Annotated in this window: 17 protein-coding genes; 9 read left to right on the top strand and 8 right to left on the bottom strand. The window is 72.7% G+C overall.

Features of this window, described 5'->3' with window-relative positions:
- Positions 1-36: 36 nt before the first annotated feature.
- Complete coding sequence (locus tag BCL76_RS22645) at positions 37-1299, top strand: SUKH-4 family immunity protein (RefSeq protein WP_109781263.1); 1263 nt, start codon at positions 37-39, stop codon at positions 1297-1299.
- A 73-nt stretch (positions 1300-1372) separates the two neighbouring features.
- Positions 1373-2968 (top strand): alpha/beta hydrolase, encoded by a 1596-nt coding sequence (locus tag BCL76_RS22640; RefSeq protein ID WP_109781262.1) that lies wholly within the window; start codon positions 1373-1375, stop codon positions 2966-2968.
- 143 nt (positions 2969-3111) lie between these two features.
- On the opposite strand, the gene moeZ is transcribed toward BCL76_RS22640, so the two are convergent.
- The 7 genes from moeZ to BCL76_RS22605 all read right to left on the bottom strand — a co-directional run bounded on the left by moeZ (position 3112) and on the right by BCL76_RS22605 (position 11680).
- Positions 3112-4290 carry an adenylyltransferase/sulfurtransferase MoeZ gene (gene moeZ / locus BCL76_RS22635; RefSeq protein ID WP_030011110.1) on the bottom strand — a complete coding sequence of 393 codons (1179 nt, stop codon included), beginning with the start codon at positions 4288-4290 and terminating at the stop codon, positions 3112-3114.
- A gap of 85 nt (positions 4291-4375) precedes the next feature.
- A complete protein-coding gene (locus BCL76_RS22630; RefSeq protein WP_109781261.1) occupies positions 4376-5131 on the bottom strand; it encodes a spherulation-specific family 4 protein in 756 nt (251 codons plus the stop codon).
- Entirely contained in the window at positions 5119-6129 is a 1011-nt protein-coding gene (locus tag BCL76_RS22625) for an NAD-dependent epimerase/dehydratase (RefSeq protein ID WP_109781260.1), read from the bottom strand. The genes BCL76_RS22630 and BCL76_RS22625 overlap by 13 nt, the downstream gene beginning before the upstream one ends.
- A gap of 140 nt (positions 6130-6269) precedes the next feature.
- Positions 6270-7064 carry a hypothetical protein gene (locus BCL76_RS39075; RefSeq protein ID WP_181382665.1) on the bottom strand — a complete coding sequence of 265 codons (795 nt, stop codon included), beginning with the start codon at positions 7062-7064 and terminating at the stop codon, positions 6270-6272.
- A gap of 413 nt (positions 7065-7477) precedes the next feature.
- A complete protein-coding gene (gene pelF / locus BCL76_RS22615) occupies positions 7478-9097 on the bottom strand; it encodes a GT4 family glycosyltransferase PelF (protein ID WP_109781388.1) in 1620 nt (539 codons plus the stop codon).
- A gap of 217 nt (positions 9098-9314) precedes the next feature.
- Positions 9315-10679: a DUF3152 domain-containing protein gene (locus tag BCL76_RS22610; RefSeq protein WP_109781259.1), complete on the bottom strand. Its 1365-nt coding sequence runs from the start codon at positions 10677-10679 to the stop codon at positions 9315-9317.
- Positions 10680-10684: 5 nt separating this feature from the next.
- Complete coding sequence (locus BCL76_RS22605; RefSeq protein WP_109781258.1) at positions 10685-11680, bottom strand: alpha/beta fold hydrolase; 996 nt, start codon at positions 11678-11680, stop codon at positions 10685-10687.
- Positions 11681-11812: 132 nt separating this feature from the next.
- Between BCL76_RS22605 and BCL76_RS22600 the strand changes: the two genes are divergently transcribed.
- The 4 genes from BCL76_RS22600 (at position 11813) to BCL76_RS22585 (ending at position 13644) form a co-directional block, all read left to right on the top strand.
- Complete coding sequence (locus tag BCL76_RS22600) at positions 11813-12028, top strand: hypothetical protein (protein WP_109781257.1); 216 nt, start codon at positions 11813-11815, stop codon at positions 12026-12028.
- 174 nt (positions 12029-12202) lie between these two features.
- Complete coding sequence (locus BCL76_RS22595; RefSeq protein WP_030011335.1) at positions 12203-12841, top strand: TetR/AcrR family transcriptional regulator; 639 nt, start codon at positions 12203-12205, stop codon at positions 12839-12841.
- Between the two features lie 163 nt (positions 12842-13004).
- Positions 13005-13232 carry a DUF3107 domain-containing protein gene (locus tag BCL76_RS22590; RefSeq protein ID WP_030711771.1) on the top strand — a complete coding sequence of 76 codons (228 nt, stop codon included), beginning with the start codon at positions 13005-13007 and terminating at the stop codon, positions 13230-13232.
- A gap of 109 nt (positions 13233-13341) precedes the next feature.
- On the top strand, positions 13342-13644 hold the full coding sequence (locus BCL76_RS22585) for a hypothetical protein (RefSeq protein WP_181382664.1): 303 nt from the start codon (positions 13342-13344) through the stop codon (positions 13642-13644).
- A gap of 107 nt (positions 13645-13751) precedes the next feature.
- On the opposite strand, the gene BCL76_RS22580 is transcribed toward BCL76_RS22585, so the two are convergent.
- A complete protein-coding gene (locus BCL76_RS22580; RefSeq protein WP_109781256.1) occupies positions 13752-14510 on the bottom strand; it encodes a ferritin-like fold-containing protein in 759 nt (252 codons plus the stop codon).
- A gap of 471 nt (positions 14511-14981) precedes the next feature.
- On the opposite strand from BCL76_RS22580, the gene BCL76_RS22575 reads away from it, so the two are divergent.
- The 3 genes from BCL76_RS22575 to BCL76_RS39070 all read left to right on the top strand — a co-directional run bounded on the left by BCL76_RS22575 (position 14982) and on the right by BCL76_RS39070 (position 18118).
- Positions 14982-16904: a DEAD/DEAH box helicase gene (locus BCL76_RS22575; RefSeq protein WP_258309847.1), complete on the top strand. Its 1923-nt coding sequence runs from the start codon at positions 14982-14984 to the stop codon at positions 16902-16904.
- Positions 16905-17011: 107 nt separating this feature from the next.
- A complete protein-coding gene (locus BCL76_RS22570) occupies positions 17012-17869 on the top strand; it encodes an alpha/beta fold hydrolase (protein ID WP_109781254.1) in 858 nt (285 codons plus the stop codon).
- A gap of 96 nt (positions 17870-17965) precedes the next feature.
- Entirely contained in the window at positions 17966-18118 is a 153-nt protein-coding gene (locus BCL76_RS39070; protein ID WP_167745535.1) for a hypothetical protein, read from the top strand.
- The last annotated feature ends 24 nt before the right edge of the window (positions 18119-18142 follow it).

Raw genomic sequence — 18142 nt, 5'->3', positions numbered from 1 at the left:
CGTCGGGCTGTCGGAGGCGGGTGGCAGCATGCGTCCATGAGTGAAGACCTGGACAGCCGTTGCCCGTTCGACGATCCGGCCGCGGTGCTGCGCGCCGACCGGGCGGTCCTGCGGAGTGGGGTCGCCGCTGAAGGCGGCATCGGGCGGGAGGTGTTCACCCAGGCCGAGGCCGTCTTCGGGCGGGCCGAGGTGGGGCGGGCCGAGTTCGCCTCCTGGCTGCAGTTCGCCGCGACCGTGCTCGGGCACCACGACTACGCCGCCCGCGTCGCCGAGGCCGAACCGGGACTGCCCTGGCGGACGGTGTGGGCCTGGTGGCGGCCCGTCGGCGCGTACGTGGCGGAGCCGAACCTCTGCGGCGACCGCACCGCCGAGGTGTACGACCTCGACGGGGGCGCGGCGGCCGTGAAGGTGTGGGCCCTGTGGTGCCAGGACGCCTGGTTCGACCTGGACACCGGACGCCGACTGCCCGCTCCGGCCGACGGCGAGGCGGTGGAGCGGGACGTGGAGGAGCCGGACGGCCCGTGGCTGTTCGACGCCGACGAGGAGGGCTGGGCACTGCACTGCCCCGGCACCTGGGAGGAGCCGGTCCCGCTCGGCGGCGGCCGCTACCTGTACGTGGAGGACCGCGGGGTCGTGGTGGTGGAGGAGAACACCGCCGCGCTCGCGCACTGGCCCCGGGGCGCCGCCGACACCGAGTCCTGGGAGTCCGCCGAGGACGCCCCGTGGTTTTGCCCGGGCACCCGCGGCTCCGGCCCGCTCACCGCGGCCGGGCTCGCCCGGACCTTCGGCGACGCCGCGATCACCCGGGTCCCCGCCGACAAGCTCCCGGACGCGCTGGAGCACCCCGCCACCCGGGCGTTCCTGGGCGAGGTCGGGCTGCCGCGCCACTGGGCCGCGGGCAACAGCTCGTTCGCGGCCGCCCCGGAACTGCTGCTGCCGCTGACCGCGCAGGACCCCGAGGCGGGCGACGAGGATCTTCTGCACCTCGGGACCTTCGACTTCGGGCACACGGACCCGGGCCTGGTGGGCGTCCACCGCGTCACCGGGGCGGTGCACATGTACCAGGAGTCCGTCGTTCCGCTGGCCCGCGACGTGGCGGCCTTCGTCGGGCTCCTCGACGGCATACGCCGGTACATGGGCGCCTGCTGGTCCCCGTACCCGGCCGAGGACGGCATCGGGGACTTCCGTAGGGCGATGGAGGCCCTGGATCCCGAGGCGTCGGCCGACGACTCCCCCGCCGCCGAGACCTGGGAGCACCTCTTCGCCGCGATCACGGAGCTGAGCGTGTACGGCTACTGACGTGCGGGCCGGCCCGCCCCCCGTTCGGGTCAGCGCGCGGGCGGGGTCGGCGCCGGGCCCACAGGATGGGGACATGCCGACACACGCCTGGCGGGTCACCGCCGCCGCCACGCTAGCCGCCGGGCTGCTCGCCACGGCCGCCTGTTCCGGCGACGGCGACGGGAAGAAGACGACGGCCGACGGCACCCCGGAGGTCAAGCCCCTGAAATGGGGTGACTGCGAGGCCCCGACCGCCGCCCAGGGCAGCGGTCAGGCCCCGCCCAAGGACTGGCAGTGCGCCACCCTCGACGTCCCGCTCGACTACGCGAAGCCCGAGGGCGAGACGATCCCGATCGCCCTGATCCGGGCCAAGGCACGGGACCAGAAGAACCGGTTGGGCTCGCTCGTCTTCAACTTCGGCGGCCCCGGCGGCTCGGGGATCAGTACGCTGCCGGGCGCCGCGAAGGAGTACGAGGCCCTGCGCGCCCGGTACGACCTGGTGAGCTTCGATCCGCGCGGGGTGGGTGGCAGCGATCCGGTCCTGTGCCAGAACGACAAGCAGCTGGACCAGTACTTCGGCGAGGACTCCTCCCCCGAGACCCCGGAGGAGGAGAAGGCCTTCGTGGAGAACATCCGCAAGTACCAGCAGGCCTGCGAGAAGAACTCCGCCGCACTGCTCCCCCACGTCGGCACCGAGAACGCCGCCCGCGACCTGGACCGCATCCGGCAGGCCCTCGGCGACGAGAAGCTGAACTACTTCGGCATCTCCTACGGCACCGAACTGGGCGGGGTCTACGCCCACCTCTTCCCGAAGAACGTCGGCCGGGCCGTCTTCGACGCCGTCGTGGACCCGACCAAGACCGCCGAACAGAGCGCCCTGGGCCAGGCCAAGGGCTTCCAGCTCGCGCTCGGCAACTTCGCCCAGGACTGCGTGGACCGCGGTGACGAGTGCCGGCTCCAGGGCAGCACGCCCAAGGAGATCGAGGCCAACATCATCAAGCTGCAGAAGGAGTTGGCCGCCAAGCCCATCCCGGGCATCGGGGACCGGATGCTCACCGAGACCCAGGCGACCAACGGCATCGCGCAGGCCCTGTACTCCAAGGAGTTGTGGCCGCTGCTTGAACAGGGTCTCGACGAGGCGGAGGGCGGTCAGGGGCAGTTGCTGATGGCCCTGTCGGACGCACTCAACGGCCGTGACCAGCAGGGGCGTTACAGCAACATCGGCGCAGCCAACACCGCCATCAACTGCGTGGACGACAAGGAGCGTTACACGTTGGAGCAGACGAAGGCCAAGCTGGCGGAGTTCCGTGCCGCCTCGCCGGTCTTCGGGGACCTCCTCGGCTGGGCCATGATGTCCTGCACCGGCTGGCCGGTCGCCGGTACCTGGGAGACCCCCGACGTCTCCGCGCCCGGCTCCGAGCCGATCCTGGTGATCGGCAACACCGGCGACCCGGCCACCCCGTACGAGGGCGCCCGCAACATGGTGGAGCGGCTGGGCCCGGGCGTGGGCGTGGAGCTCACCTACAAGGGCGAGGGGCACGGCGCGTACAACAGCGGCGACCCGTGCGTGCAGAAGGCGGTCAACACCTATCTGCTGGACGGCACGAAGCCGGCCGACGGCACCGTCTGCACCGCGGCCCCGGACCCGACGGCGCCGCCCGCGGTCCCGGAGCAGCCGACGCCTGCCTGATCCGGGCCGGATCCCGGTGCTCGGCCGGGTCCGCGGCCGCGAACGCCGAAGGGGCCGTACCTCGCGATCGAGGTACGGCCCCTTCGGGTCACAGCCGGTGGGCCCGGTGTCCTGTGCCCTGAGTCCTGAGTCCTGAGTCCTGCCTAGTAGACCGGCTTCTCGGGCTCGATCTGGTGGACCCAGCCGATCACGCCGCCGCCGACGTGCACCGCGTCCGCGAAGCCCGCGGACTTCAGCACCGCGAGGACTTCCGCACTGCGGACACCCGTCTTGCAGTGCAGGACGATGCGCTTGTCCTGGGGCAGGTCCTGGAGGGCGGTGCCCATCAGGAACTCGCCCTTGGGGATCAGCTTCGCGCCGGGGATCGAGACGATCTCGTACTCGTTGATCTCGCGGACGTCGATGATCTCGATGGGCTCGTCGGTGTCGATCCACTCCTTGAGCTGCTTGGGAGTGATCGTCGAACCGGCGGCCGCCTCCTGGGCCTCCTCCGACACGACGCCGCAGAAGGCCTCGTAGTCGATGAGCTCGGTGACGGTCGCGTTCGGACCGCAGACCGCGCAGTCGGGGTCCTTGCGGACCTTGACCTGGCGGTACTGCATCTCCAGGGCGTCATAGATCATCAGGCGGCCGACCAGCGGCTCACCGACGCCCGTGAGGACCTTGATGGCCTCGGTGACCTGGATGGACCCGATGGACGCGCAGAGCACGCCCAGCACGCCGCCCTCGGCGCAGCTCGGGACCATGCCCGGCGGCGGGGGCTCCGGGTAGAGGCAGCGGTAGCACGGACCGTGCTCCGACCAGAAGACCGAGGCCTGGCCGTCGAAACGGTAGATCGAGCCCCACACGTACGGCTTGTTCAGCAGCACGCAGGCGTCGTTCACCAGGTAGCGCGTGGCGAAGTTGTCCGTGCCGTCGACGATGAGGTCGTACTGGCTGAAGATCTCCATCACGTTCTCGGCTTCGAGCCGCTCTTCGTGAAGGACCACGTTCACGTACGGGTTGATGCCCAGCACGCTGTCGCGGGCCGACTCGGCCTTGGAACGGCCGATGTCCGCCTGGCTGTGGATGATCTGGCGCTGCAGGTTCGACTCGTCGACCTCGTCGAACTCCACGATGCCCAGCGTGCCGACACCGGCCGCGGCGAGGTACATGAGGGCGGGCGAACCGAGACCGCCGGCACCCACGGCCAGCACCTTGGCGTTCTTCAGGCGCTTCTGGCCGTCCATCCCGACGTCCGGGATGATCAGGTGCCGCGAATACCGGCGGACCTCGTCAACGGTGAGCTCAGCTGCTGGCTCGACCAGCGGTGGCAGCGACACGGGCACTCCGGAGGTGGGAGCATCCCCGCAGGTGCAGGGAGCGAACTGAATGGTTGTTCTCTCCGTAACACTGCCACGGCCGTCTTCATTCCAAGACACCTGTCCCGATCCGTGAGACGATTTCGTCCCAGTACGCGGGCATCGAGGCCCACGGGTCGCTGCCTCGCGCCCCGCGCCGATCGGTGAACCAGATCGTGCCCGCGCCCTGCCAGCGGGCGACGCGCATCGCCTCCTCCAGATGCGTGCGCGGCACCCCGTGGACGAGGTGGCAGAAGCGCTCCGGCGGGTGGTCCGCCGTCCACTCCGCCACCTGCGACCAGCGGTAGTCGGCCCAGGATCCGGAGAAGGTGACCAGCTGGTCGGCCACCTCCGCGTAGCCCTCGTAGGGGTGCGTGCCGTGCCCGAGCACGATCCGCAGGTCCACGCCCAGGCTGCGCAGGGTGTCCACGACCCGGCACACGGAGGCCAGCTCCGCCTTGTCCGCCGGAGCGCCCGCGAGATAGAAGCCGCCGACGCCGTACCAGTCCCGGAAGCGGTGGGCGTCGGAGATCAACTCCCCGAAGGACCGTGCTCCGTCTCGCATCGCGAGATGACCGAGGACCGTGCCGCCCGCGCGACGCAGCTTCGCGGCCGCTTCCGTGCAGTGCGGATCGGGCCGCCCGCCCGGGCCGTCCGCCACGTTGAGCACGGCCCAGTGCAGCGGGGTGCCGGGGCGGGTCAGCTCGGCCCACTCGACGGGGGCGAGCAACGGGTGCGCGTAGCCCGGGATGCCGAGACCGAGGCGGCCGGCCTCGGTCGAGGCGGCGGTCATGGACCCCGGCGGCGTCGTCAGATGCGGCACGCCGCCTCCATCCAGATGTCCGCGAGGGATTCCTCCAGGTTGATCCGGGGCCGCCAGCCGAGCCGGTCCCGGGCGGTACGGACGTCCGCCTGCTGCCAGGCTCCGCAGCCGTCCGGGTAGGGGTACGGCTGGGGGGCCGCGGCGGCCATCTGTTCGGCGGTGGCCTCCGAGCGCGGTGAGCCGATGGTGGCGAGCCCGGCCGGCCGGCCGGGGTGCCCATGCGTCTGCTGGGGTCCGCCGTGCGGGACGTCCAGCTCGTGCAGGGCGCCGCCGTACCCGGCGACCCGGGCGAGGACCGCGGCCGCGTCGCGCAGCCGGACCGCCCGGCCCGTGCCGATGTTGACCACGCCCTGGGCGGCGGACAGCGAGGCGGCGTGCACGGCCCGCGCCACGTCCCGCACGTCCACGAAGTCGCGCTGCACGCCGAGCCCGCTGAGCTTCAGCTCCCCGTCGCCCGCCTGCATCGCGCGGCGCATGGCCTCGGCGAGCCGACCGAGCGGGGAGCCGGCGGGGGTGCCGGGGCCGACGGGCGAGAAGATCCGCAGGACGACGGCGTCCAGCCCGGAGCCCAGGACCAGCTCGGTGGCGGCCAGCTTGCTCACGCCGTACGGACCACCCGGTCTCGGCACGGCGTCCTCGGCCGTGGACGATCCGGGCTGGCTGGGCCCGTACTCGGCGGCGCAACCGAGCTGCACCAGCCGGGCCCCGCAGCCGCTGCGGCGCAGCGACTCGCAGATCGTCGCCACGGCGACGGTGTTGTGCCGGGTGAGTTCCCGGGCCCCGCCGCGGGTGGCTCCGGCGCAGTTGATGACGACGCCCGGGTGGACGGCGTCGAGGAAGCGGGTGAGCGCGCCGGGGCTACCGGTGGCGAGGTCGAAGCGGACGTCGGCGTCGTCCCCGCGGCCGAGCGCGGTGAGCTGGACGGCGGGGTCGGCGAGCAGCCGGTCGGCGACGTAGCGGCCGAGGTATCCGTTGGCTCCGATCAGCAGCACCCTCATCGCGTGACCCCTTGGTTGGTTGGCTGGCCGGTCATGTCTGTTTCTCCTTGTGGAAGGACGGATGGACGGATGGGTGGGGCGGGGTACGGGTAAAGCGCCTCGGCGTCGGCTCCGAAGGTCTGGGGACGTCCGGGGGGACGTCAGGGCCGCGCATGTGCGGAGGCGCGGGCCAGGGCGAGTACGGCGTGTACGAGGAGTCCGGCCGCGGCGGCGAGGGCCGCCGCGGGGACGGGGACCAGGGCGAGGGCGAGCCCCGCGCAGACGGGTGCGCGGTGGGCTCCGTGCCGCAGCAGGAGCCGGGCCAGGAACAGCAGCGACGCGAGGGGAACGGCCACGGGGAGCGGTGTGCCCGCGAGCACGGCGGCCGCGGTGGCGGCCCCGGTGAACAGGGCGACGGCCGCCAGCAGCAGTGGACGGGCCCGGTCCGCGAAGTCCTCCAGGGCGCGGCTGCCGTCGAGCCGGGCCCGCGCCCCGGCGGCGAAGGCCACGGTGGCCAGGTGCCCGGGGACGACGGCCAGCGCGAGGCCGACCGCGAGGGCGGTGCCGTGCCGGTACACGGCCCAGCCGACGACGGCCGCGGCCAACAGGTGCGCCACGTAGGGGAATCGGCCCCCGGCGGCCCGCCCGGGCCACACCAGGGCGGCGACGACGGCGGCCACGGCGGCGGCCCCGGCCCACGCCTGACCCGCGGCGGCCGCGGCGCAGGCGAGGGCGGCGGGCAGCAACGCGTAGCCGAAGCGGCGGAACGCGGCGGGGCCGGCCGGGACCAGGGTGGGCGCGGCGGCGGCGACCGCCTCGTGGGGGCTGCGGGCGTACAGCTCCTCGGCGAGCGAGAAGACGTCCCGGTGCCGGAACCGGGCGGCGGTGCGGTCGGTGATGCCGTGGGCCTCCAGCCCGGCGGCGATCTCCAGCGGGTCCACGGCGCGCTCGCACAACTCCCGATGCCGGTGCAGCAGCGCCTTGACGGGATCCCCGGCCCCCCGCCGCCGAGCCGGCCTGGCGGCCGAGCCGGCTCGCGCCCCTTCCACCCCGCCGGGGGCGATTTCAGCCTCGCCGGCGTTTGAGGCGCGGGGGTCCGGGGGCAGCGCCCCTGGTAACGGCGCCGCGCCGGACCGTGCACCGGAAGCCGGCACCACATCTGCGGCACCGCTGCCGGGGCTCCGCCCCGGACCCCGCGCCTCAAACGCCGGCGAGGCTGAATGGGGCACAGCCTGCGCCACCGAAGAAACCATCGCCGAGGCCGGATCGGGCAGAGCCTGCGCCACCGAAGAAACCACCGGCGGGGCGGAATCGGGCAAGGTCCGCGGAGCCGGGTTCGGCTGGGGCGCGATCTCGGGGTCGACGGTGGTCATACGGCGGCCTCCGAGGACGACTCCGGGGCGGGAGCCCACGTCGGGCTGGTCCAGTGGCCGGGCACCCGGGCCTCCGGGGGTCGGGCGAAGGGGATCTCGCCGTCCGGCCGGACGGAGCCCTTGGCCAGCAGCCGCAGGTAGATCTGCTGGAAGGCGGCCACGTTCTGCTCGACCGTGAAGAGCTCCAGGGCCCGCGCCCGGGCGGCGGCGCCGAGCCGCTGCGCCCGCTCGGGATCCTGCAGCAGCGACAGGCAGGCCTCGGCGAGCGCTCGCGGGTTGCGCGGCGGGACGACGAGCCCGGTGCCCCCGATGACCTCGCAGACGGCACCCACGTCGGTGGAGACGGTGGCGCGCCCGCAGAGCATCGCCTCGGCGAGGGTGACCGGGAAGCCCTCGATCACGGAGGACAGGACGACGACGCGCCCGGCACCGTACGCCTCGGCCGTGGTGGGGGCGTCGGGTCCGCCGATCTCCTCGAAGGTGACCGGGTTCTCCCCGACCGTGACCGAGTCGGCGGCCTCGTCGGGGAAGAGTTGGGCCGCCAGGGAGCGGCAGTCGGCGAGGTAGTCGGAGGCCACGGCCGTGGCGAAGATCCGCAGCCGGGTGCCGGGCGCGGCCCGGCGGACCTCGGCGAAGGCGTGCAGCAGGGCGACGATGTCCTTGGCGGGCTCTATCCGGCCGACCCACACCACGGTGTCGGGGTCCCCGCAGTCCGCGGCCTCGCCGACGGTGGCGAATCGGTCCGCCTCCATCCCGGGATAGACGGTCCGCAACCGGTCCCGAGTGGCCCCGCACCGCTCCTGCCAGCGCCGGGCGTGCGCGTTCCCGGGGGTCAGGAAGTCGGCGCGGGCGTAGATCTCGGTGGCCAGCCGCAGTTGGAAGGCCGCGAGCAGGGCCCGAACGGCGGGGCGGGTCTCCGGCTCGCCGCGGGTGTCGAGCCGGGCCAGGTAGTGGGCCCGGAGCTGGACGCCGTACTCGGTCACCAGCAGCGGGACCCCGAAGAAGCGTTTGGCCAGGAGTCCGGGGAGCGCCGCCACGCCGCCCGCGGTCGCGTGGCAGATGTCGACCTCGCCGAGGCTGCCCCCGTCCTGGGCGTCCTCCCCGTACCAGTCGAGGGACAACGGCCGGAGCATGACCTCCAGTTCGTCCACGAACTCCAGCAGGTCGGCCACCTGCGCGGTCTGTACGGTGCGTGCCGCGCCCGGCGCCCGGCAGGCGGCCTCCAGGGCGCGCACGGCGGACTCGGAGCGCAGGGCCGCGTACATCCCGCCCTGTTCGCGGGCGAGTCCGGCGAGCCCGTACAGTCCGGCCGCGAAGGGTTGCGCCTCGCCGGCGCAGATCCCCTGGACCAGCTCCTTGAAGCAGTCCACGAACCGCCGGCGCTCCCGGCGGGAGTAGGTCCGCCCGTCGTCGGCGGGGGCCCAGAGGGGGGCCGTCCGGACCCGGGTGACGTGCTCGGGCAGGGACACCCGGGCGCGTTCCTGCTCGGCGCTGCGGCTCAGTGCGTAGATCTCGAACTCGTGCTGCGGGAGCCCGCGCACGAGCCGGTCGCACCACAGCCTCGCCTCTCCCGTCGCATACGGATAACCACCTTCCGTGAGCAGTCCGATCCGCACGAGTGGCACCCCCGATCTCCCGTTCAGGCGGTCGCCGTTCGGTCAGGCGACCCGCCGCGGGAGAACTCAAGCGGATATGCCGAAGGCGCGACGGACGGTTGTCCGTCGCGCCACCGGAAGGGGTGAAGAGTCGTAACTTTCCCGTACGGTTCGCGTTCGAGCACGCTAGAAGTACAGCCTCGGAACGGGCCCGGGCCGCCGGCGCCCGGCCCGGCGGTCAGTTCTCCGGGAACACCCAGGGGTTGGGCTTGCACTGGATGCCGTCGATGTCGAGGGACTTGGTCTGCTGCTGCATGACCGGGGCGAGCGCGCCCGGGGTGCGGCAGTTGACGTGGTCGTGGCCGAGCCGGTGGCCGACCTCGTGGTTGATGAGCATCTGACGGTAGGTGAACATCTGGGCCGGGCCGTAGGTCTCGGAGCCCTGGGCCCACCGGAAGGCGTTGATCATGACCCGCTCGGTCCTGGCCGAGTCGCAGGAGACGTTGCCGACGATGGTGTCTAGGTCGGACTTGGCGCACCAGACCCCGGTGGTACCGGGGCTGGCGAGGGTGATCACGAAGTCGGCCTCGCCGCCCGGTACCCGCTCGAAGGTCTTCGTCCCGCCGTGGCCCCAGCTGCGGTCGTCGTTGAGGGTGCGGTGGACGGCCTCGGCGAAAAGCTGCGGGTCGAGGCCCAGGCCCTGCTCGACGTCGACCCGGTAGCGCACGAGCTTGCCCTTGCCGGGGGCCTTGGCCACACCGGGCACGGTGTCGAAGGTCCCGGGTCCGGCGAGTTTCGCGTCGAGCGGGAACTGCTCGGCCATCTTCTGTTCGTACGTCAGCTCCACCACGGCCGGCGCGGCGGGTCCGGCGGGGCTGGCTCCCTGCGGCGTCGCGCGGTCGTCCGAACGGGAGGCGCCCGCGTCGGCGCGGCTGTCGCCGACGGCGGCCTGCGCGCCGGACTTCTCGCCGTCCGTGTCCGCGGCCATCTGGCCGGCGACGACGACGGCGAGGACGGTGGTGACGGCCACGGCGGCCAGGCCCGTGTACGTACGGACCTTCCGGCCGCGGCCGGAGCCGGGCGGCTCCTCGGCGGGGGCGTCGGACTCGGCCTCGGCGGGGGCGGGCAGGACCGGATCGACGGGCTTGCGCGGACCGGGCACCCGGCGCTGCGCGCCGGTGGTGGTGACGGGATCGGGGCCCGCGTCGAATGCCGCCGGCGGCGCCGGCGTGACCTGCGGGAAGCCCACCGCGGGGGTGCCGAAGGCCGGGGTGTCGGAGTCACGGAAGGCCATGGGCGCCGGCGCGGTCGCGGTGGCCTCGTGCGGGCGCCGCACTCCGTGCCAGTCCCCGTACACGGAGTCGGGGCGGGCCCCCCAGACGTCGTCGGACTCGTACGGCTCGGGGTGGCCGCCGGTCCGCGCGTCGGCGTGGTACCGGTCCTGGGGCACGTACCCCTGGTGGGTGACGGTCGGTTCGGGCCGGTACGCGGCGAACGGTTCCTCGTAGGGCAGGGGCGCGGGCTCCGGCTGCGGCCGGACGGGTTCCGGGGCGGCGGCCGGAGCCGGAGCTGGGGCAGGGCCCTTGCGACTATGTCGTCCCACGGTCCTCAGCCTCTGCCGTCTTCGGTATATCGGTCACTCTCGCCCGTCCCGGTGTCGTTCAGCAGCTCCCGGAAGGCGGCGGCCACCACCTCGGGGTACTCCATCATCGCCACGTGTCCGGCCTCGGGCAGGCACAGCAGCCGCGAACCGCGGTACGCCGCGGCCGCCTTGTGCGCCATACGGTACGAGACCAGTTGGTCCCGGCCACCGTAGACCAGCAGGCAGGGCGCGAGAACCCGCTGCGCCTGCCGCCACAGTCCGTGCTGGCCACCGAGGGTGTAGGCGTCGACGATGCCGCGCGAGGAGCGCGTCATCGCCTCCCAGAAGTACGGCAGGGCCATCCGCCGCTCCATCTCCTCGACGGCGTTGCGGAAGCCCTCGGGTGTCACCCGGGAGGGGTCTCCGTAACAGAGCTCCGTCACCCCCCGGGTCCGCTGTTCGGCGCTGAGTCCCTGGGTCAGCCGGTTGAAGAGCGCGGCCACCCCGGGCACGGCGAGCAGCGCGGTCGGCACGGCCGACTTCTGCACGCGCAGCTCGGGCAGGGCGGGCGAGACGAGCGTCAGGGTGCGCACCAGGTCGGGCCGGACGGCCGCGACGCGGGTGGAGACGGCGCCGCCGAGGGAGTTCCCGAACAGGTGGACCGGGCCGCGCCCGGCGGCGTCGAGGTGCCGGATGACGGCGCGGGCGAAAGCGGTGACGGAGTAGTCCCGGTCGGCGGGTGGTGGGGACCAGCCGAAGCCCGGCAGGTCCAGGGCCTCGCCGTCGACGGTGTCGGCCAGCCGCGCCATCAGATCCGACCAGTTCTGGGAGGAACCGCCGAGTCCGTGCACGAACAGGGCGGGTGGCAGCCCCGTACTCAGGGGCGGACGGACCCGGACGGCCAGTTCCAGGCCGGGCAGCGCGGTGGTGCGCAGTTGCTCCCCTTCGGCCACCCGAACGCCTCCCACCTGGGAGGACAGCTCGGCGGTGGACCGTACGCCCGGCAGCTCGGTCGAAGACATGCGGGCAATGTTACGAGACGATCACGTTCCACTTCTTGTGTTCACGGTCACAAATTCAAGCGGATCCGCATAGCGGTGCCTCCGCGATCCTCCTAGGCTCGTAGGTGAGCACAAGGAAGCGAGGGGAGCGGCATGACTGTCGACCCTGCGGAGCCGGACACCTTCCGGCAGCAGTTTCCGGAATCCCTCGATCCTGAGGCGCCCGAGGCGGACGTGGCGGAGCAGCTGGCCGATCTTCGTCCGGAGCAGGACGACCCGATCGCCGCGCGCCCGGTGGACGGGGTCACGGACGGCGATGCCTTCGAGCAGGCGCGGGTGGTGCCGCTGGACGAGGACGACTACCGCTGACCGGCGGCCGCTCGGTGGCATCGACCGAACCGCTGATCAAACCGCTGACCAGCGCCTCCGGGTCGTCCGTACCGCGAGAAAACTCGGATGGAACCCACCAGATTCGGTTACCGAAAAGTACGATGGCGGCGCGGCGCAGAGCGCACTGTGTTCTTAGAGAAAGTGGGAGGCGGCGTGACAGCCATCGAGCAGACCGAGGCAGCGCGTCCGCGGGGCACGCGACTGCCGCGCCGGGCCCGGCGCAACCAGCTGCTGGGCGCGGCCCAGGAGGTGTTCGTCGCGCAGGGGTACCACGCGGCGGCCATGGACGACATCGCCGAGCGGGCCGGCGTGAGCAAGCCGGTGCTCTACCAGCACTTCCCCGGCAAGCTCGACCTCTACCTGGCCCTGCTGGACCAGCACTGCGAGGCCCTGCTGCTGGCCGTGCGCACGGCCCTGGCGTCGACGACGGACAACAAGCTGCGCGTGGCGGCCACGATGGACGCCTACTTCGCTTACGTGGAGGAGGAGGGCGGCGCCTTCCGGCTGGTCTTCGAGTCCGATCTGACGAACGAGCCGGCGGTGCGCGAGCGCGTCGACCGGGTCTCCCTGCAGTGCGCCGAGGCCATCTCGGACGTCATCGCCGAGGACACCGGCCTGTCCAAGGACGAGTCGATGCTGCTGGCCGTGGGCCTGGGTGGGGTCTCGCAGGTCGTGGCCCGCTACTGGCTCTCCAGCGAGAGCCCGGTCGCCCGCGAGACGGCGGTCGGCCTGCTGACCTCGCTCGCCTGGCGCGGTATCGCCGGCTTCCCGCTGCACGGAACGGAGTCCTGAGGGACCCCGTTCACCGGCGGCGCCCGCGACTTCGGTGGGCCTCATCGGCCGCTGTTCGCTGCGAGCGTGTCCGCTCTGCGCGGTCCGCGTCCCCTCTCCGGGCTAATGTGGACCGCGTACGGCGCGGCTGATCGCGCGAACGGATCGTCGGAGGGACAAAGCCGTGGAGGTCAAGATCGGCGTGCAGCACGCACCCCGGGAGATCGTGCTGGAGAGCGACCTGAGCGCCGAGGAGCTGGAGGCCGTGGTCGCCGCCGCGCTCTCCGGTCAGTCGCCGCTGCTGAGCCTCACCGACAACAAGGGCCGCAAGGTCCTCGTGCCGTCGGACCGCCTGTCGTACGTCGACCTGGGCGAGCCGAGCACGCGCAAGGTCGGTTTCGGCGCGCTCTGAGAACTGTTGGAAACGGCCCGGTGGTTGATCCCACCGGGCCGTTTCTGTTTCTTCCGCTTCGGGTAGGACCGCAGTGACCCGGTTTGCCCTGACGTATGGGAGAGACCTCATGCTGCTGCTGGAAGTGCTCGGCTCCGCATTCCTGGGCCTCGCCTTGTCCGCGACAGCCGCCCGGGTGCTCACGCGCCGGTTGCCTTCCCTCAAAATGGTGCTGGTCAGCGGGGTGCTGGGGGCGCTGTTCGGGGCCTATCTGACCCACTTCGCGCTCGGCCCCGGGCACAACACCCTGACCGCGACGCTGGTCGGTGCGGTGCTGGTGTCGGCCGTGGTGCTGTCCCTGTTGCTCCGTCCGGCCGCAGGGCCCCGCAGGCGGTCCCCCAGGACTCCGTTTTCACTCCCGTCGCGGGGCTGATCACCCGGACCACTGACCCCTGGACCACGTACGTCGGCCCCGGCGCGCCGTGTGCGCGCCGGGGCCGACGTGTGGAGCGATGCGGAGCCTCTCGGGCGCCCGTGGGCTCAGGCGGCGAGGCCGAGGGCCGCCATGCGCTTGGTGTGCGCCTTGGTGATGCGGGTGAACATCTCGCCGACGGCCGCCAGGTCGAAGCCGGCCGCCATCCCGTCGACGCCGCCGACCAGCATGGTCGAGAGCGCGTCGCGCTCGGCGACCACGCGCTGGGCCTGCGAGAGGGCCTCGCCCATCAGCCGGCGGGCCCAGAGCGCGAGCCGGCCGCCGCAGCGCGGGTCCGCCTCGATCGCCGCGCGGACCTTCTCGACGGCGAAGTTGCCGTGACCGGTGTCGTCGAGCACGCCGAGCACGAGGGCGCGGGTGTCGGTGTCCAGGTGGGAGGCGACCTCGCGGTAGAAGTCGCTGGCGATGGAGTCGCCGACGTAGGCCTTGACCAGGCCCTCCAGCCAGTCCGAGGGCGCCGTCTGGCGGTGGAAGTCGTCGACGCCCTTCGCGAAGGGCTCCATGGCGGAGGTGGGCTCGACGTCGATCGCGGCGAGGCGGTCCCGCAGCCGCTCGAAGTGGTGGAACTCGGCGGAGGCCATCGCGGCGAGCTCGGCCTTGTCGTCCAGGGTGGGCGCGAGCTTCGCGTCCTCCGCGAGGCGCTCGAAGGCCGCGAGCTCTCCGTAGGCGAGCGCGCCGAGCAGGTCCACGACGGCGGCCCGGTACTGCGGCGAGGCAGAGGCCGCGGCCCAGTCCTGGGAGGCGATACCGACGGCTTCGGCAGGGGCGCTGTCGTCGGCGGGCGAGGCGTTTTCTACGGTCGACATGCTCCGCACAATAGCCCGCCGAATGGCCCTCCAAGTCACCACGCCGGTTCCTTGCCTGTCCAGCTAAACGCACCTACCCGGTGAATTCACCCGACACACCTGCGCGATTCCGGGGTACAGTGGTAATGCGCCTGCCGAATACTCGGCGGGCCATCCGAATGAGGATGCCCGGTCGGTGGCCCGATCGGCTCCAACCGACCGCCCTCGGTGCGGTGCGTACGTTCATGCGTACCGCCTCCCACGAGGGGCCCCCTCAGCGGCAGATGCGCTTGAGCGAAGGCTAGTGGTCCCGCGCAGCTTCGTACGTAGCAGTACTGCAAGCACGGCACGGTACGACCCCCCTCGCCGCCTCGCGCCGCGTCTCACAGAAGAGGCAGCACCCTGACTACGTTCCGAGACCTCGGGATCTTTCCCGAGACGGCCGAGGCCCTTGAGGCCGTCGGCATCGTGTCCCCCTTCCCGATCCAGGAGATGACCCTTCCCGTCGCCCTTTCCGGCACGGACGTCATCGGCCAGGCCAAGACCGGTACCGGCAAGACGCTCGGTTTCGGCCTTCCCCTGCTGGAGCGGGTCGTCGTCCCTGCCGACGTCGAGGCCGGCCGCGCCACCCCCGCGCAGCTGACCGACGCCCCGCAGGCCCTCGTGGTGGTTCCGACCCGCGAGCTGTGCACCCAGGTCACCAACGACCTCCTGACCGCGGGCAAGGTCCGCAACGTCCGCGTCCTCGCCATATACGGCGGTCGCGCGTACGAGCCCCAGGTCGAGGCGCTCAAGAAGGGCGTCGACGTGATCGTCGGCACCCCGGGCCGCCTGCTCGACCTGGCCGGGCAGAAGAAGCTCGACCTCTCGCGCGTCAAGGCCCTCGTCCTGGACGAGGCCGACGAGATGCTCGACCTGGGCTTCCTGCCCGACGTCGAGAAGATCATGGCGTACCTGCCCGCGAAGCGTCAGACGATGCTGTTCTCGGCGACCATGCCGGGTGCGGTCATCGGTCTGGCCCGTCGCTACATGACGCAGCCGACCCACATCCGCGCCGTCTCCGAGGACGGTGAGGGTGCGACCGTCGCCAACATCACGCAGCACGTCTTCCGTGCGCACAACATGGACAAGCCGGAGCTCGTCTCCCGCATCCTGCAGGCCGAGGGCCGTGGCCTGGCCATGATCTTCTGCCGTACCAAGCGCACGGCGGCCGACATCGCCGAGCAGCTGGAGAAGCGCGGCTTCGCGTCCGGCGCCGTCCACGGCGACCTGGGCCAGGGTGCGCGCGAGCAGGCGCTGCGCGCGTTCCGCAACGGCAAGGTCGACGTGCTGGTGTGCACCGACGTCGCCGCGCGCGGTATCGATGTCGAGGGTGTGACCCACGTCATCAATTACCAGACGCCGGAGGACGAGAAGACCTTCCTGCACCGTGTGGGCCGCACCGGCCGCGCGGGCAACAAGGGCATCGCCGTCACCCTGGTCGACTGGGACGACATCCCGCGCTGGCAGCTGATCAACAAGGCGCTGGAGCTGGACTTCCACGACCCGGTCGAGACGTACTCCACGTCGCCGCACCTGTTCGAGCAGATGAACATCCCGGTCGGCACCAAGGGCATCCTGCCGCGCGCCGAGCGCACGCGGGCCGGCCTGAAGGCCGAGAACCTGGAGGACCTGGGCGAGACCGGCGGCCGTGGTGGCCGTGGCGGTCGCTCCGGTCCGGCGGCCGCGGCCGTGGTGACCGAGGAGCGTCCGGCCCGTACCCGTACGCCGCGCCAACGCCGCCGCACCCGTGGTGGGGCGGAGCTCGCCGAGGGTGCCGAGGCTCCGGCCGCGGTCGCCGCGGTGACCCCGGTGGCGGACGCGCCGACGGCTCCGGCCGCCGACGAGCCGCGCCGGCCGCGCCGCCGCCGCACCCGCGTGGCCGCGGTGCCGGTCCAGGCCGAGACCGCTCAGGCCGCACCGGCCGCGGTGGTCGAGGCCCCCGTGGCCGCGGTGACCCCGGTCGCCGAGGAGGCCCCGACCAAGCCGAAGCGCACCCGCACCCGCAAGGTCGTGGAGAGCGCCCCGGAGCCGGACTTCCAGATGGCCCCGCTCGTCGAGCCCGCGCCCGTGCGGGTACGGCGCCCGCGCAAGGTCGTGGTGACGACTCCGGAGCCGGACTTCCAGATGGCTCCGCCGGCCGAGCCCGTCAAGGCACGGCGCACCCGCAAGGCCGCGGCCGCCCCGGCGGCCGTCGTGGCCCCGGTCGCCGAGGCTCCCGCCGAGGAGGCTCCGGTCAAGCCGAAGCGGACCCGGACCCGCAAGGTCGCCGAGGCCGCTCCGGTCGCCACCGAGGCCGCCGCCGTGGCCGAGGAGGCCCCGGTCAAGCCGAAGCGCACGCGCACCCGCAAGGTCGCCGCCGCGCCGGAGGCGTAAGCCTCACGCAGCACCCCGCCGATGGCCCCGATCCCGTTCCGAGGGGGCCGGGGCCATCGGTCTGCCCGGGCCGCGCCGACGCCCCTACGGGCCGGTAACCTCGGGCCATGAGCAAGCCGCCGCGCCTTTCCCTGCCCTCCGCCGCCCGCGCGTACCTCCTCACCACCGAGCGCGGCGCTTTCGCCGTGCACGAGGCGGGTGAGCCCGTACACGGCACCGCCCTGCTGGTCCCCGGTTTCACGGGCAGCAAGGAGGACTTCATCGGTCTCCTGGAGCCGCTGGCGGCCGCCGGGTACCGGGTCGTCGCGGTGGACGGCCGCGGCCAGCACGAGACCCCGGGCCCGCGCGAGGAGGCCCCGTACGCCTTGGAGGAGCTGGCGCGGGACGTCCTCGCGCAGGTCCACGCGCTGGGCGGGGACCGCGTGCATCTGGTAGGTCACTCGCTCGGCGGGCTGATCTCCCGCGCCGCCGTGCTGCGCGACGCCTCGCCCTTCGCCTCGCTCACCCTGATGAGCAGCGGGCCGGCCGCGATCTCCGAGGAGCAGCAGGCCCGGACGAAGCTGCTGGTCGCCGCGCTGGAGGCGATGGGCGACGACATGCCCGGGATCTGGGCGGCGATGCGGGCCCATGATCCCGCGGACGCCGCCGCCGACTCTCCGGAGCTCGCGCACTTCCTGCGGGAGCGGTGGCTGGCGACCGTCCCCGAGCAGCTGATCGTCACCGGTCGGACGCTGATCTGCGAGCCGGACCGGGTGGCGGAGCTGAGCCGCGTCGATCTGCCGAAGCTGGTCCTGTCCGGGGCTGTGGACCAGGCCTGGCCGGTGCCGCTGCTGGACGAGACGGCCCGGCGCCTGGGGGCGCGGCGGGTGATCGTGCCGGGTACGGACCACTCCCCGAACGCCGAGGATCCGGCCACGACGGCGCGCGAGCTGGCCGCGTTCTGGGACTCCTGCGCCGGCTCATAGTTAGCCAGTGAAAAAATTTCGTTAGCGTAGGGAATGATTGCGGCCTACACTTCGTTGAACCAGTGCAAGCGAAACACTGACGAAGGGAGAAGCCCCATGCGCTTCGAGATTCTGCGCCTGGACGACGTCGACGGGTCCGCCGTGGACAGCACCGTCGTCGACGCGGCCTCCGTCAACCGGATCGTGCAGCAGGCCGCAGCCGTCGGCCAGCGCATCCTGATCCGACCGGCCGAGAGTGCGTCCTGCTGACGCACCGCACGAGACGTCGACGCC

It is taken from the genome of Streptomyces sp. CG 926, assembly GCF_003148825.1.
Taxonomy (GTDB): Bacteria; Actinomycetota; Actinomycetes; order Streptomycetales; family Streptomycetaceae; genus Streptomyces.
The sequence above is the reverse complement of the archived record's forward strand: the minus strand, read 5'-3'. Positions and strand labels throughout refer to the sequence as shown.

Coding starts and splice junctions, on each gene's coding strand:
- BCL76_RS22580 (WP_109781256.1), bottom strand. CDS start 14,510: ATGTCGACCGTAGAAAACGCCTCGCCCGCCGACGACAGCGCCCCTGCC.
- BCL76_RS22575 (WP_258309847.1), top strand. CDS start 14,982: ATGACCCTTCCCGTCGCCCTTTCCGGCACGGACGTCATCGGCCAGGCC.
- BCL76_RS22600 (WP_109781257.1), top strand. CDS start 11,813: ATGACTGTCGACCCTGCGGAGCCGGACACCTTCCGGCAGCAGTTTCCG.
- BCL76_RS22585 (WP_181382664.1), top strand. CDS start 13,342: ATGCTGCTGCTGGAAGTGCTCGGCTCCGCATTCCTGGGCCTCGCCTTG.
- BCL76_RS22625 (WP_109781260.1), bottom strand. CDS start 6,129: ATGAGGGTGCTGCTGATCGGAGCCAACGGATACCTCGGCCGCTACGTC.
- BCL76_RS39070 (WP_167745535.1), top strand. CDS start 17,966: ATGCGCTTCGAGATTCTGCGCCTGGACGACGTCGACGGGTCCGCCGTG.
- BCL76_RS22645 (WP_109781263.1), top strand. CDS start 37: ATGAGTGAAGACCTGGACAGCCGTTGCCCGTTCGACGATCCGGCCGCG.
- BCL76_RS22605 (WP_109781258.1), bottom strand. CDS start 11,680: ATGTCTTCGACCGAGCTGCCGGGCGTACGGTCCACCGCCGAGCTGTCC.
- BCL76_RS22570 (WP_109781254.1), top strand. CDS start 17,012: ATGAGCAAGCCGCCGCGCCTTTCCCTGCCCTCCGCCGCCCGCGCGTAC.
- BCL76_RS22640 (WP_109781262.1), top strand. CDS start 1,373: ATGCCGACACACGCCTGGCGGGTCACCGCCGCCGCCACGCTAGCCGCC.